Raw genomic sequence first — 13,624 nt, 5'->3', positions numbered from 1 at the left:
TGACACCGGGAACCGTGCCGGGCTGGGCCGGCTACGTGGTGGGGGTTCTCCGGGCGATGCAGGAGGCCGGACACCCGGTGCCCGGAGTCGAGATCCATCTCGACGGCCGAGTGCCTCTCGGGGCAGGCCTCTCCAGCTCGGCAGCGCTGGAGTGTTCCGTGGCCGTGGCCGTCTGTGGCCTGCTCGGCGTGGACCTGTCGCCCGACGTACGTCGCGAGCTCGTCGCGATCTGCATCCGCGCCGAGGGCGAGTTCGTCGGCGCACCCACCGGCGGCATGGACCAGACGGTCTCCCTGCTCGCCGACGAGGGCTCGGCCCTGCTCGTCGACTTCGCTGACCACACCACGAGCCACGTGCCCCTCCCCCTGGCCGAGCGCGGTCTGGCCCTGCTGGTCACCGACACCACCGTGAGCCACGCCCTGGCAGCCGAGGGCGGGGGTGGCTACGGCCGACGGCGGCGGGAATGCGCCGAGGCGGCTCGGCGCCTCGGCGTCGAGACCTTGCGCCACGCCGACCCGGCTCGGGTGGAGGAGCTGTCCGAGGACCGGCTGCGCCGGCGGGCGCGCCACGTGGTCACCGAGATCGAGCGGGTACGACGGGTCGTCGATGCCACCCGGGCCGGCGACTGGCAGGACGTGGGCGTCCTGCTCAGCGAGTCGCACCGCTCGATGCGCGACGACTTCGAGATCTCCACACCGGAGCTGGACCTCGCGGTCGCCAGCGCGATGTCGGCCGGTGCGCTCGGTGCCCGCATGACCGGTGGCGGCTTCGGGGGCTCCTCGGTGGCCCTGGTCGAGGCCGACCGGGTGCCCGAGATCGCCGCGGCCATCTCGGTCGACTTCGCCCGCGCCGGTCACGCTCCGCCGGTACACCTGGTGGCTGCGCCGTCTGCGGGCGCCGACCTCACCGCTGGGTGAACCGTGCTTGACTCGCACTGAACGCTGTCGGACAACCGAAGGAACTCACGTGGCCCACAAGAACCCCTTCTCCGCACTGAAGAAGGCAGCAGCCGAGACGATCGCCGATCCCAAGGGGGCCGCAGCCCGGGCCGTCGGGCACGCCAAGGACTCCGTGGTGGTGGGCAGGGCCGTGGCCGAGCAGGCCGTCGGCAGTGTTCACCAGGTCGTCGAGCGGGCGCGTGGTCGCTCGGCACCCGAGAAGCCTGCTGAGCGCTCCACACCGCCGGTCGAGTCCGAGGTGAGCCAGGGCTCCGAGGTGAGCACGGAATCCGAGGTGAGCCAGGAACCCGCCCCGGCGAAGGCTCCCCCGGCTCCGAAGGCTCCCCCGACTGAGAAGCCCCCCGCGGCCCCGAAGAAGGCGGCCCCGAAGAAGGCGGCCCCGAAGGCTCCCGCCGCCAAGAAGGCGGCCGTGAAGAAGACGGCCCCGAAGAAGACACCGGCCGCTGCCGCCGCCAAGGCGCCCACCCCCGCCGACGTCGCGCAGAACATCCCCCCGCACCCGCCGAGCGAGGCCGAGACGCCGTCTGCCCCCGGCGACAAGCTGCCGCCGCGCAAGAAGGCCCCCGACACCACCTGATCCGGGCGGACCTGACGGGTCGGGGGCCTTCGGCTGCGGCTACTTCAGCTCGGCGCTGGAGAGGCCGAGGATCCGGCGCGCCACGATCAGCTGCTGGATCTGCTGGGTGCCCTCGAAGATGTCCAGGATCTTGGAGTCCCGGGCCCACTTCTCGAGCAGCTCGGCCTCGCTGTAGCCGATCGAGCCGGCGAGCTCGACACAGCCCAGGGTGATGTCCGAGCCGACCCGGCCCGCCTTCGCCTTGGCCATCGAGGCCTCCAGCGAGTTGGGCTGGCGGTTGTCCGCCATCCAGGCCGCCTGCATCATCAGCAGCCGCGCCGCCTCCCAGTCCGCCTCCATCTGGAGGAATCGGGCGGCGGCCGCGGACTGCACCATGGCCGGTCGGTCGTAGTCGATCTCGACGCCGGCCTGCTCGAGCAGCTCGCGGGTCAGGTCCAGCGACGCCTTCGCGCACCCGACCGCCATCGACGCGACCAGCGGGCGGGTGTTGTCGAAGGTCGCCATGGCGCCTGCGAAGCCGGCCTTCGTGTCGATCTCCGGGGACCCCAACAGGTTCTCGGCCGGGACCCGGCAGTTCTCGAAGATGATCGTCGCGGTGTCGGAGGACCGGATGCCGAGCTTGTGCTCGAGCCGGTCCACGCGCATGCCCGGCGTGCCCTTGGGCACCACGAACGACTTGATCGCGGCCCGACCCAGGTCACGGTCGAGCGTCGCCCAGACGACGATCGCGTCGGCCCGGTCCCCGGAGGTGACGTAGATCTTCTCGCCGTTGATCACGTAGTGGTCGCCGTCGAGGGTGGCCGTGGTCTTGATGTTGGCGGAGTCCGACCCGGTGCCGGGCTCGGTGATCGCCATCCCGGCCCAGACGCCCTCGAACCGCTCGAGCTGCTCGTCGTTGGCCACCGAGGCGATCGCCGAGTTGCCCAGGCCCTGACGCGGCATCGAGAGCAGCAGGCCGACGTCGCCCCAGCACATCTCCGAGATCGACATCACCGAGGCGAGGTTGGACCCGTTCTTCACACCGGGCTTGTCCTTGCTCTCGTCCCGCCGTACGCCGGCGGCGCCGGCCCCTTCGGCCGCCCCGGACTCCGAGAGCCCGTCGATCATCGCGGCGAGCATGTCCAGCTCGGTCGGGTACTCGTGCTCGGCGCGGTCGTACTTGCGCGAGATCGGTCGCAGCATGTTCATCGCGACCTGGTGGGCCTGGGAGGCCAGCGGCCGGAACTTCTTGGGATCGTCGAGGTTGATCATCAGACCAGCACGCTTCCTTCCATGATGCCGACGGCCCGCAGGTCGCGGTACCACCGTTCGACGGGGTGCTCCTTGACGAAACCGTGGCCGCCGAGCAGTTGGACGCCGTCCAGCCCGATCTGCATGCCCCGGTCGCTGCAGAGCTTGCGAGCCAGCGCGACCTCGCGGGCGAACGGCTTGCCGGCCGCGGCCCGGGAGGCCGCCTTGTAGGTCAGCAGGCGCATGGCCTGCAGCTCGATGGCGATGTTGGCCACCATGAAGGCCACCGACTGGCGGTGGGCGATCGGCTCGCCGAACGCCTCCCGCTGCTTCACGTACGGCGTCACGTAGTCGAGGACGGCCTGGCCGGTGCCAACCGCCAGGGCACACCACGCCAGCCGGGACAGGCGCACGCACTCGGCGTACGTGGAGCCGTCGGTCTCCCCCAGCACGGCATCGGCCGGGACCTGCACCCCGCTCAGCGTCAGCCGGGTCAGCGAGGCGGCGCGCAACCCCATCGCCGGGTCGCCCTCGACGCTCAGCCCGGGGGTGGAGGACTCGACGAGGAACAGGACGGGCTTGCCGTCGAGCAGGGCGCCCACCACGAAGAGCTCGGCCTCCGCACCCCGGACCACGAGCGACTTGACGCCGTCGAGGACGAAGCCGTTCTCGGTGCGCACCGCGGTGGTGCTCGGGGCGAGGACGTCGAAGAGCACGGTCGGCTCCGTCAGCGCCAGGGCGGCGGCCGGGACGTCGGTGCCGGTGAACGCGGGCAGGTAGGTCTGCTGCTGGGCGTCGGTGCCCCAGAGTCCAAGGGCCGTGGCGACCGAGCCGGGCGCAAGAGCCGCCACCGCGAGGCCCATGTCGCCCTGGGCGAGCGCCTCGGCGACGAGCGTGCCGGCCATGGCCGAGCGCTCCTCGGAGATGCCCCCGAGGGCCTCGGGAACACCGAGGATGGGCAGCCCGATCTCCAGGCTGGCCTGCAGCAGCTCGTCCGGCGCTGCGCAGGCCTCGTTCGCCTCGGCGGCGGCCGGGCGGACGACCTCCTCGGCGAACTCGGTGACCACGTCGACGAGCATCTGCTCGTCCTCGGTCGGGGTGAGGTCGAAGACGCCCTGCGGGGCCGCCGGGGAGACGCGGACACCGGGCTTGGTCGACGATCCGGCCTTGGCGAAGGTGCGACTCGCGGCCGTGGCGGCCTGGAAACCGTGCCGGGTCACGGTGAAGACGATCTGTTCGGTCTGCTTGCGCAGTCCGAGGCGCTCGATCAGATCGCTCTGCGCGACCTTGGTGAGAGCGGCCACGGCGAGGCCGATGGGGTCGCGGCTCTCCCGTGAGGACAGGCCGTGCTTGCCGCCGGGCTTGAGGCTTCTGGTCAGGGACATGCGGCAAATGTAACTCTGAGTTACACATTCCGCTACAGAACGCCTGGTGTCCCCGGTCACAGACCCGACGGTTCGCCCACGCACCTGCCGGAGACCTAGGATTCCGGGCATGACTGAGCAGCCGGTGCACGCGCCGTACGGCCCCCTGCCCACGGGCGGCACGGTCCGTCCGATGACGCGCTGGGGCACCCCGGTGATGCACCGGCCGCAGCAGCTCGTCACGTCGTACGACGAGGCCCTGCGCACGCTGGTGGCCGACATGGTCGCCACGATGTACGCGGCCGACGGAGTGGGACTGGCCGCGTGCCAGATCGGCGTCGACCAGGCCGTCTTCGTCTTCGACTGCCCCGACGAGTCCGGTCGGCGGACGGTGGGCGTGGTGTGCAACCCCAGCCTGACCCTGCCGCCGGTGGGTGAACGGCAGTTGGACGAGGACGACGAGGGCTGCCTGTCCTTCCCGGGCGCCTTCGTGGAGTGCGCGCGGCCGGACTTCGCCACCGTCACCGGCTTCGGCCTGGACGGTGAGCCGGTGACCTACTCCGGTGACGGCCTGCTGGCCAGGTGCCTGCAGCACGAGACCGACCACACGCTGGGCACGGTCTTCGGCGACCGGGTGCCCACCAAGCTGCGCAAGAAGCTCCAGAAGGCCCACGACAAGGCGGCCGACGACTTCCCGGCCGACTGGCCGGCCTAGTCGCCGGTCTGGTCCTCCTCCGCCGGCTGGCCACGGCTGCACCCGGTCTCCGGCCATACTGGGCCGGTGTCGAACGACCCCACCGTGCGGATCATCCATCTCGATCAAGCCACCCTTGCAGCACTCGCCCAGGGCGACCGGGCGCTCGCCGAGGTCACCTCGCCCGTGGCCCTCTCGGACTGGCTCGCCGGCCCGGACTGCACCGGCACCTGGGCGATGCGGGCGCGCCAGGTGCTCGAGACACCGGACGACCTGCCCTGGGTGACCGGAGTGGTCTGGGACGACGAGCGCGGCCTGGCGGTCGGCAAGGCCGGCTTCCACGGCGCACCGTCGGAGCACGGCATGGTCGAGGTGGGCTACGCCATCGACCCCGAACTGCGCCGCCGGGGCTATGCCCGGGCCAGCCTGTCCGTCCTGATCGCCCGGGCGCGTCGCGAGCCCGCGGTCACCGTGCTGCGCGCGACGATCTCGCCCAGCAACGCTGCCTCACTGGCCCTGCTGTCGCAGTTCCCGTTCCTGGAGGTCGGCGAGCAGTGGGACGACGAGGACGGTCTGGAGATCACCTACGAACTGCCGGTCGACTGACCGTGCGGGAACGCTGCCCCTCCCCCGGCTGCCAACGCCTCGGCCACGATCCGCAGGTGCTCGGCTGCCAGCGGCTCCGGCATGGTCGGCAGCACGTCGTTCCAGAACGCCAGCATCGGGCCGCGACCCTGCATCATCCCGGCCGGCCGCGCCAGCGCCCAGAGGTGGAAGTGCTCGCTGCCGTCTCCCCAGCGCGCGAAGTGCGTGCGTGCCACGCCCGGGATCGACTTCACCGCCTCGCTCAGGCGCTGCATCAGCGGGCCCAGCGCCGCCAGCACCTCCAGCGGAGCGTCCTCCAGACGACAGTGGGTGTTGGGCGCCAGCCCGCCGATGAAGGGGATCCGCAGGGGCTCGAAACCGGCGTTGACGTGCCAGAGGTCGTCAGACCAGATCGTGTGGGCCGACGGCTTGCAGTGTCCGCACGCGGATCGGTCGAGCTCGCCGTGCCGAGGCGCCTCCGGCACGAGCATCGACTCCAACGGCTTCAACGTGACGGCCTCGAAGCACGACATGGCGTCGTCGACGAGTGGCGCGCCCGACAGACGCTCTCCGATGGGCAGGGTGCGGTGGTACGGCGAGTCGGCCGACCCGATTCGGTTGTCGCTCATGGCGACACCGTACGACGTTCTCAGCGGCGCATCGTGAGGTAGCAGGCCACCGCGCTGGCGGCGGCCACGTTGAGCGAGTCGATGCCCTCGCGCATCGGGATGATCGCGCGACGGTCTGCCGCCTGCTCCCACCGCGGCGACAGTCCGTGGCCCTCCGAGCCCAGCACCAGGGCCACCTTGTCCAGACCGGCGACCGCCTCCTCGACCGGTTGCGAGTCCTCGGCCAGGGTCAGCGCCACCGTGGTGAAGCCGGCCGTGCTGAGTGCCGGCAGGGCGTCGTACCAGTCGGGCAGCCGGGTCCAGGGCATCGTGAAGACGGCGCCCATCCCGACCTTGATCGAGCGTCGGTAGAGCGGGTCGGCACAGCGGGGCGCCAACAGCATCGCGTCGAAGCCGAGGGCGGCGCCGTTGCGGAAGATCGCACCGACATTGGTGTGGTCGACGATGTCCTCGAGCACCAGCACCGACCGTGCCCCGGCCAGCACCTCGTCGACGGCGGGCAACGGGTTGCGCTCGAGGGAGGCCAGCGCCCCCCGGTGCACGTGGAAGCCGGTCACCTCCTCGGCCAGCGCCTCGCTCATCACGTAACAAGGAGCCTCCGAGCGGTCCAGGACGTCCGCCAACCCGTCCAACCACCTCGGCGCCATCAGGAACGACCGCGGCGTGAAACCGGCCTCCACCGAGCGCCGGACGACCTTCTCGCCCTCGGCGAGGAAGAGTCCGTGCTCGGTCTCGAGGTGCTTGCGCATCTGGACGTCGCGCAGGTCGCGGTAGTCCGCGAGGCGGGGGTCGGTGGGATCGGTGATCTCGTGCAGCGTGGCCATCAGGAGAAGTGTTGCGGATGGGCCACCGACACCACGTCACCGACCACGATGATCGCCGGTGGCTTCACCTCGCCGGCGGCAAGGTCTGCCCCGAGCGAGGCCAGTGTGGACAGCACCGTCTGCTGACCGGGCATGGTGCCCTCCGCGATCACGGCCACGGGAGTGGCGGGAGCGCGGCCGCCGGCGACCAGCGCCTCGGCGATGGTCGCGGCGTTCTGGACCGCCATCAGGAGGACGACGGTGCCACTCATCGCGGCCACCGCGTCCCAGTTCACCAGCGACTCGGCGTGCCCCGGCGGCAGGTGACCGGAGACCACGGTGAACTCGTGGGCCACCCCGCGGTGCGTGACCGGGATCCCGACCACGCCGGGCACCGAGACCGAGCTGGACAGGCCCGGGATCACCGTCACCGGGATGCCGGCCTCGCGGCAGGCGAGCAGCTCCTCGTAGCCCCGTCCGAAGACGAAGTTGTCGCCTCCCTTGAAGCGCACCACGCGCTTGCCCTCGCGGGCACGCTCGACCAGGACCCGGTTGATCTCCTCCTGCTGCGCCGACCGGCCTCGCGGGAGCTTGGCGACATCGATCAGCTCGACGTCGCTGGAGAGTTCTCCGAGCAGCTCACGGGGCGCCAGCCGGTCGGCCACCACGACGTCGGCCTCCATCAGGGCTCGTCGACCGGCGATGGTGATCAGCTCCGGATCGCCCGGTCCACCCCCCACCAGGGTCACGCCCGCCGTCCGGTTGCGGTGGTGCCGCGCCACGATCCTGCCCTCTCGCAGCCCCTCCAGGATCTCGTCGCGCACCGAAGCGGAGCGCCTGGGGTCGCGGTCCCCGAGCACCGCGACGGTGACGCCCGCGTGCCGGCCCACTGCGGGGGTCCACGCCGTGGCCCGGGTGGCGTCGTCGGCCCGGACACAGAAGATCCGCCGCTCCTCGGCCACGGTGCTGACCAGCTCGTTCACGGCCCGGTCATCGGTGGCAGCGATGACATACCAGGCGTCGGTCAGGTCGTCGGGCTCGAAGCCCCGGCGGTGCCAGACGATCTCGCCGGCCCCCACCAGACCCTCGATCGACGGCGTGACCTCGGGGGACACCACCGTCACGGCGGCTCCGACAGCGATCAGCCCGGGCACCCGGCGTTGCGCCACGTGTCCCCCGCCGACCACGACGACACGGCGGCCGGCCAGCCGGAGGCCTGCGGGGTACGTCGGGAACTGGTCCATCGCACCATCATCGCCTCAGGGCAACCGGACCCCCTGGGGTGCGCCCAGCCAACGGACTAGGTTGGTCCGGACGCGCCCCTTGAGCTAGGAGTGACATGAGCCTCGACCGCCCCGTCCACCCCAACCCGTACGACCTGCTGCCGACCGTGCCGTCGTTCACCGTGACCAGCACCGACGTCATGGACGGCCAGCCCCTCAAGAACGACCAGGTCGCCGCCGCCGGGAACACCTCACCGCAGCTCTCCTGGAGCGGGGCGCCCGAGGGCACGCAGAGCTACACGGTCACCTGCTTCGACCCGGACGCGCCGACTCCGTCCGGCTTCTGGCACTGGGTCCTCGTCGACGTCCCGGGCGAGGTGACGTCCCTGGACACGGGGGCTGCTGCCGGCGACCTGCCCGGCTCGGCGTTCCACTGCCGCAACGACGGCGGCGCTCACGGCTTCATGGGCGCCGCCCCGCCCGAGGGCGACCAGGTGCACCGCTACTTCTTCGTCGTGCACGCCGTCAAGGACAAGACCCTGGGGGTGGACACCGACGCCTCACCCGCGGTGGTCTCCTTCAACCTGGCCTTCAAGACCCTCGGCCGGGCGATCCTGCACGGCACCTACCAGCACTGAGATCTGAGCACGCGAACTCATGCGCCCCCAGCCGTGGGCGCGCCATGATTCCTGCGTGCCCCGACGTCTGGTTGCCCTCGCCCCCGCCCTGGTCCTGCTGCTGACCGTTGCTCAGCTGGCGGTCGCCCAGTGGGTCCCCGGCATCGATCGCTTCGCCGACAAGGCGTTCGGCGCGCGGCTGATCGCCTACCCGGCGCTGATGCTCGTCGCGCCCGCCCTGTGGTGGCTCACCGTCGGCCGCCGACGGCCACGACCCGTTGCGCCGTACGGTGCGTTCACGCTGATCATGCTGCCCTTCCTCGTGGACGTGACGGGCAACAGCCTGGACCTGTACGACGCCGTCGCCTGGTGGGACGACCTGAACCACTTCGCCAACTGGATCCTGCTCTGCGCCGGGATCGGGCTGCTGACCTGCGCACGGGTCAGACCGGCCTGGGCGGTGGTCGCGCTGGTCACCGGCCTCGGCGCCATCCTGGCCATCGGCTGGGAGTTGGGTGAGTGGTTCACGTTCATCCGGCACGGGACCGAGCTCAGCACCGCCTACGAGGACACGTTGGGCGACGAAGCCCTCGGCACCCTCGGTGCCCTCGTGGCTGGAGTGCTCGTCGCACGCCGGCTCGCCCGGGACGAGCCCCGGGAGTCGCGCTCCTAGTTGAGGGCCAGCCAGTCGCCGTCGGAGGTCGACCTCCGCGTCAGCAGGCGCGGAGCGCGCCGACCGCGCGGAGCGCCGGCGGGCCGCCGCTGGGCAGCCGTCATCAGCAGGAGCACGAGCCAGATCAGCGCCCCGACCAGCGCGCCGCTGAGCAGTCCGACCGGTGACGTCAGCCAGGCGGGCAGCGGGATCCCCGCGGCCACGAACTCGCCGACCTCGATCGGCGCCCAACCGAAGCCTCGTCGCGGAAGGCCCAGCGAGGCCAGGGAGTCATCGGTGGACGTGGCGACGCTCACCTCTCCGTCCGCGCCGCGCGAACAGGCAGGCATCCACCACGACGCCGAGTGGACGTCACGTCCGGCGGCTCCCGGCGTCGTCACGACCAGCCGGACCCGGTACCTGTCGGACGCGGACGCGGCGTCCGCGAACGAGAGCTGAAAGCTCTCCCGGGCGCCGGCGGCGGCGTCGACCACCGTCTGTCCGGTCGTCGTGAGCGTGGCGTCCAGGGTGGGTGCCAGCATGGCGAAGGAGACCGTCGAGGTGACCGGCGTGCCGTGGGCGAACCCGAGCCACTCGACCTCCACCGTGCAGCCGGGGTGCGTCGCGTCCGGCGGGATCTGGCTCAGCTCGCCCCAGGGCGCGACCCGGATAGAGGGAGCCGGAGCCCGCATGATCCCGGCAGTGGCAGGCGATGCGGACCCGCGCACCCTCCGCCCAGGGTTGCGCCCGGGGTCGCGATCAGGATTCCTCGCGGGGTTCTTCGCGGAGTGCTTGGTCGACTTGGTCGGCTTCGACCGATGATCGCCGCGGGGCTTGGGGTCGGCCGTGCGGGTGGTGTCACGAGGCGTGTTGGAGGACGTGGTGCCCGGCGAGCTGCCGGCGAGCTCAGTGGACCCGCTGCCATTCGAACCGGTGCGCTCGGCATCCTCGTCCGAAGGCGTCGACTCGTCGCTCTCGGGTTCGTCCGGAACGTCCTTGTCCGGATCCTTCTCCTTGTCCTTCTTCGGGTCCTTCTTCGGCTTCTCGGGCTTCTCGGGCTTCTCGGGCTTGTCGGGCTTCCCGGGCTTGTCCTTGTCCGGCTTGACCTTGTCCGGCTTGTCCGTCTTTTCCTTGCCCGTGCTCTCGGCCGATGGCACGGGCTGCATCGCCAGCGTCGTCGACACCGAGGGGTCCCGCGGGTCGGCGGCGGCGAGCCCTGCAGGGCCCGACCCGAGCAGTACGGTCAGGGCAAGCGCACCGACCGCCAGCCAGGTGCGGTGGCGGCGTGCAGGTCGTGCACACGTCATGAGGTCTCTCCCGAGGTCGACCGATGGCGTCCAGCGCCGATCCTCCCATCCAAGGCCGTGTCCCCCTTTTGCACAAGCCGGGCTCGACGCGCAACGGTCAGCCGGACGATTCTCGCCCCACGCTCAGGCGTTCTCCCGGGCCGGCCGGGCGATGACGACCACATTGCTCAGGTACCTGGCGCCGTCCCAGTCCTCACACGTCACGAGCACCAGGCGCCCCGCCACCTCCTGACTGAACAACTCCTCGGCGTGGGCGGCGACGGACCCCTTGTCGTAGACGCGCACACTGCGCACGGAGTAGCGCATCGAGCCCTGCCGGGTGCGGACGCGAACGACATCGCCCCGTTCGAGCGACTCCAGGTCGTCGAGGGCGCCGCCGCCGGTGTGGACGGTGTGGCCGGTGATCAGGGCGCTCCCCGTGGCGTCACCGGGCCGCGCCCCGGCCGACCACCAGCCGAGAACCGTGGGGTCGGCCGGTGGCACCAAGGTGCCCCCGGGCGCCTTGACAGGCACCACCCTGGTGCGGACACCCAACTCGGGGATGACCACGCTCCGGGGAGCACCGGGGGTCCACGGCGCCCGCACGGCCTCCTTGACCCCAGCTGTGGGCGACGGTCCCGGAGATCCGCCCGAGGCCTGCGCGGGCCCGCTGGCCCGCTCCGCGGACCAGATCAGGTAGCCCGCCGCCACCAGGGCCAGCCCGGCCGCCCCCAGCAGGAGGGACAGAGCTCCGGAACCGCGCGACGACGTCACCGGTTACGCGTCGCTGCCGAGACCGGCCCGACGCCGCAGCAGGAAGCCGCCCGCCGTGAGCAGGGCACCGGCACCGATGATCAGTAGACCGACCGGGGAACGGGCCCAGTCGAGGGCCGACCCGCCGTCACCGGCGTCCACGGCCGTGGGCACCTGGGCGGCATCGTCACTGACGTCCACCGAAGAGCCCGACTCCGCGTCGGTGGAGCCCCCGCCCGCCAGGACCTGCTCGTCGCTGTCGTCGTCACCCTGGTCACCCTCGGCACTCCCGGACACCGACGTACGACCCGAGCCGGCGCCACCGACACCGCTCTCGTCGTCCTCGTCGCTCCCGCCGTCCGACCCGGGCGTCGTCCCGCCGCCCGTCGCGTCGTCCTCGTCACAGGGCTCGACCCAGAACACCTTGGTCTTGGTGTCATTGCCCTGGGAGCGAGGCGTCGCGACGGTCAGCTTCACGTGGTAGCCCTGCTTCGGGTGAGGCTCCCCGTCGAAGGACAGGGTGTAGGCCTCGCGACCGTCCAACCCGGACTCGGTACCGGCTCCGGACGCCGGGTCGCCACCGACGAACACCGTGCTCTTGCCGTCGACCGACAGGGCCACGTCGCGGGTGGGGGCGTGCATGGCGAACGAGACCGTCGAGACCACGTCCTCACCCTCGTCGAAGCCGTACCACTCGATCTGGAACGTGCAGCCGGGGTGCGGGGTGTTGTTCGGGATCCGGTCCATCTCGCCCAGGGGCGCGATCTTCACCGTGCCGTTGTTGCCGGCGGGGTCACCCTTGCCCTGGCCCTGACCTTTGCCCTGGCTCTTGCCTTGCGTTCCAGCCTGCCCCTTGGCCTTCCCCGGGCCCTTGTCCTTGTCTGGGCCCTGGTCCTTGCTGCCAGCCTGCCCCTTGCCCCTGTCCTTGCTGCCGTCCGGGCCCTGACCCGGGTTCTCCTGGTCGGCCTGGCCCTGCTTCCTCCCCTTGCTGCCCGCACGCTCGCTCTGCGAGTCGGCGCTCGCGGCGGCAGCGGGTCCGTGTCCCTGCGCCCGGTCACCGCCCTTCTCGTGGGATCCCTGCCCGGGCTCCGCAGCGGCCACCGCCACCGGAGCACAGGTCAGGGCGACGACCGAGAGGGCAGCGACGCTGCGAGCCAATGTGGAAGACAAACGCATGACGACACTCCATGTTCTCGCCGGTAGGTCGGCGACGCTGGGGGGAGGTGGACCGCGAAGCCGGCCACCGGAAAACTGGTGTCGCTGTCCTCCCCGGCGGCCAGGCGCCGCAAAACTCGTCGCCGTGCGATCTTCACCACAGCGACGACGCGAACCGGGATCACCACGGGGGTCCGGGCGTCCCGGACCTCCGGCTGACAGACTCGGCGCCATGCCGCAGCACCGCTCCCCCGATCTGCTCGGCCCGCCGTGGCTCGCCGAGACCATCGACCTGCCCCCCGACGAGGAGGGGACCGTGGTCGCGACGTTGGTGAGCGCGACGGCAGAGGCCCCCTCCGACAAGGCCGTGCTCCACCTGCACGGATTTGCCGACTACTTCTTCCAGACCGAGTACGCCGACTGGTGGCGGCAGCGCGGCTACTACTTCTACGCGCTCGACCTCCGCAAGTACGGCCGGTCCCTGCAGCCGCACCAGACTCCCAACTACGCCACCGACCTGCGGGAGTACTACCCCGAGCTGGACGCCGCCTGGCACCGCATCACCGAGCGGGACGGGCACCGGCACGTCGTGCTCTCGGCCCACTCCACCGGTGGACTCACCCTCCCGCTCTGGGCACACGACCAGCGCCTGGGGTCCACCCTGGCCGGCATGGTCCTGAACTCGCCGTGGTTCGACATGCACGGCTCGCTCCTCCAGCGCACCGTGGGCGCACGGTTGATGTCGCGCCTGGGCCGCCGGCGCCCCCGACAGCAGATCCCCCGTGACGTCGACGGCTTCTACGCGCGCAGCCTGCACCGTGACCACGAGGGCGAGTGGGAGTTCGACCTCGCCTGGAAGCCGTTGCACTCCTGGCCCGTGTACGCCGGGTGGCTGCGCGCCGTTCGCGAAGGTCACCGGCGCCTGCACCGCGGCCTCGACCTGGACTGTCCCACCCTGGTGCTCTCCTCGGGGGCCACCAGCCGACCGCTACGGATGTCGGACGAGGTGCACGCCCATGACGTGGTGCTCGACGTGTCCCAGATCCGACAGTGGTCACCGGCGGTGAGCAGGCACGTCACCTACGTCGCGGTCGAGG

The 13,624-nt window shown here is 71.4% G+C and carries 15 protein-coding genes; 7 read left to right on the top strand and 8 right to left on the bottom strand.

Annotated features, from left to right (window positions below):
* Together ABZE72_RS11690 and ABZE72_RS11685 are read left to right on the top strand one after the other, a co-directional pair.
* Positions 1 to 917, top strand: a 917-nt coding sequence (locus tag ABZE72_RS11690) for a galactokinase (RefSeq protein WP_372729205.1), incomplete at its 5' end; no start/stop codon positions are given.
* A 49-nt stretch (positions 918 to 966) separates the two neighbouring features.
* Positions 967 to 1,536, top strand: coding sequence for a hypothetical protein (locus ABZE72_RS11685; RefSeq protein ID WP_372729204.1), 570 nt, complete (start codon positions 967 to 969; stop codon positions 1,534 to 1,536).
* Between the two features lie 39 nt (positions 1,537 to 1,575).
* Here the strand turns inward: ABZE72_RS11685 and ABZE72_RS11680 are convergent, their stop codons facing one another.
* Both ABZE72_RS11680 and ABZE72_RS11675 read right to left on the bottom strand, forming a co-directional pair.
* Positions 1,576 to 2,787 carry an acyl-CoA dehydrogenase family protein gene (locus ABZE72_RS11680; RefSeq protein ID WP_372729203.1) on the bottom strand — a complete coding sequence of 404 codons (1,212 nt, stop codon included), beginning with the start codon at positions 2,785 to 2,787 and terminating at the stop codon, positions 1,576 to 1,578.
* Positions 2,787 to 4,151 (bottom strand): acyl-CoA dehydrogenase family protein, encoded by a 1,365-nt coding sequence (locus ABZE72_RS11675; RefSeq protein WP_372729202.1) that lies wholly within the window; start codon positions 4,149 to 4,151, stop codon positions 2,787 to 2,789. Before ABZE72_RS11675 ends, ABZE72_RS11680 begins: the two co-directional genes overlap by 1 nt.
* 109 nt (positions 4,152 to 4,260) lie before the next feature.
* On the opposite strand from ABZE72_RS11675, the gene def reads away from it, so the two are divergent.
* Positions 4,261 to 4,845 carry a peptide deformylase gene (def, locus tag ABZE72_RS11670; RefSeq protein ID WP_372729201.1) on the top strand — a complete coding sequence of 195 codons (585 nt, stop codon included), beginning with the start codon at positions 4,261 to 4,263 and terminating at the stop codon, positions 4,843 to 4,845.
* A gap of 66 nt (positions 4,846 to 4,911) precedes the next feature.
* On the top strand, positions 4,912 to 5,430 hold the full coding sequence (locus tag ABZE72_RS11665; protein WP_372729200.1) for a GNAT family N-acetyltransferase: 519 nt from the start codon (positions 4,912 to 4,914) through the stop codon (positions 5,428 to 5,430).
* Here ABZE72_RS11665 and ABZE72_RS11660 read toward each other — a convergent pair.
* From ABZE72_RS11660 to cobA, 3 genes are read right to left on the bottom strand one after another with little or no spacing between them, the layout of a single operon-like run.
* A complete protein-coding gene (locus ABZE72_RS11660; protein WP_372729199.1) occupies positions 5,409 to 6,038 on the bottom strand; it encodes a hypothetical protein in 630 nt (209 codons plus the stop codon). The two genes, ABZE72_RS11665 and ABZE72_RS11660, sit on opposite strands and share 22 nt — an antisense overlap.
* Positions 6,039 to 6,058: 20 nt before the next feature.
* Complete coding sequence (locus tag ABZE72_RS11655; RefSeq protein ID WP_372729198.1) at positions 6,059 to 6,862, bottom strand: TrmH family RNA methyltransferase; 804 nt, start codon at positions 6,860 to 6,862, stop codon at positions 6,059 to 6,061.
* Positions 6,862 to 8,085, bottom strand: a complete 1,224-nt coding sequence (cobA, locus tag ABZE72_RS11650) for a uroporphyrinogen-III C-methyltransferase (protein WP_372729197.1) — start codon at positions 8,083 to 8,085, stop codon at positions 6,862 to 6,864. Before cobA ends, ABZE72_RS11655 begins: the two co-directional genes overlap by 1 nt.
* 95 nt (positions 8,086 to 8,180) lie before the next feature.
* On the opposite strand from cobA, the gene ABZE72_RS11645 reads away from it, so the two are divergent.
* Both ABZE72_RS11645 and ABZE72_RS11640 read left to right on the top strand, forming a co-directional pair.
* On the top strand, positions 8,181 to 8,702 hold the full coding sequence (locus tag ABZE72_RS11645; protein ID WP_372729196.1) for a YbhB/YbcL family Raf kinase inhibitor-like protein: 522 nt from the start codon (positions 8,181 to 8,183) through the stop codon (positions 8,700 to 8,702).
* 55 nt (positions 8,703 to 8,757) lie between these two features.
* Positions 8,758 to 9,354, top strand: coding sequence for a hypothetical protein (locus ABZE72_RS11640; RefSeq protein ID WP_372729195.1), 597 nt, complete (start codon positions 8,758 to 8,760; stop codon positions 9,352 to 9,354).
* Here ABZE72_RS11640 and ABZE72_RS11635 read toward each other — a convergent pair.
* From ABZE72_RS11635 to ABZE72_RS11625, 3 genes are all read right to left on the bottom strand, one after another.
* Positions 9,351 to 10,640 carry a hypothetical protein gene (locus ABZE72_RS11635; RefSeq protein WP_372729194.1) on the bottom strand — a complete coding sequence of 430 codons (1,290 nt, stop codon included), beginning with the start codon at positions 10,638 to 10,640 and terminating at the stop codon, positions 9,351 to 9,353. The two genes, ABZE72_RS11640 and ABZE72_RS11635, sit on opposite strands and share 4 nt — an antisense overlap.
* 123 nt (positions 10,641 to 10,763) lie before the next feature.
* Positions 10,764 to 11,393 (bottom strand): class F sortase, encoded by a 630-nt coding sequence (locus ABZE72_RS11630; protein ID WP_372729193.1) that lies wholly within the window; start codon positions 11,391 to 11,393, stop codon positions 10,764 to 10,766.
* 3 nt (positions 11,394 to 11,396) lie between these two features.
* Positions 11,397 to 12,548: a hypothetical protein gene (locus ABZE72_RS11625; RefSeq protein ID WP_372729192.1), complete on the bottom strand. Its 1,152-nt coding sequence runs from the start codon at positions 12,546 to 12,548 to the stop codon at positions 11,397 to 11,399.
* Positions 12,549 to 12,759: 211 nt separating this feature from the next.
* On the opposite strand from ABZE72_RS11625, the gene ABZE72_RS11620 reads away from it, so the two are divergent.
* Positions 12,760 to 13,624: alpha/beta hydrolase (locus ABZE72_RS11620; protein ID WP_372729191.1), on the top strand; the 865-nt coding region annotated here is incomplete at its 3' end.

This window comes from Nocardioides sp., from assembly GCF_041600255.1.
Lineage (GTDB): Bacteria > Actinomycetota > Actinomycetes > Propionibacteriales > Nocardioidaceae > Nocardioides.
This window is presented reverse-complemented; position numbering and strand designations above follow the sequence as displayed.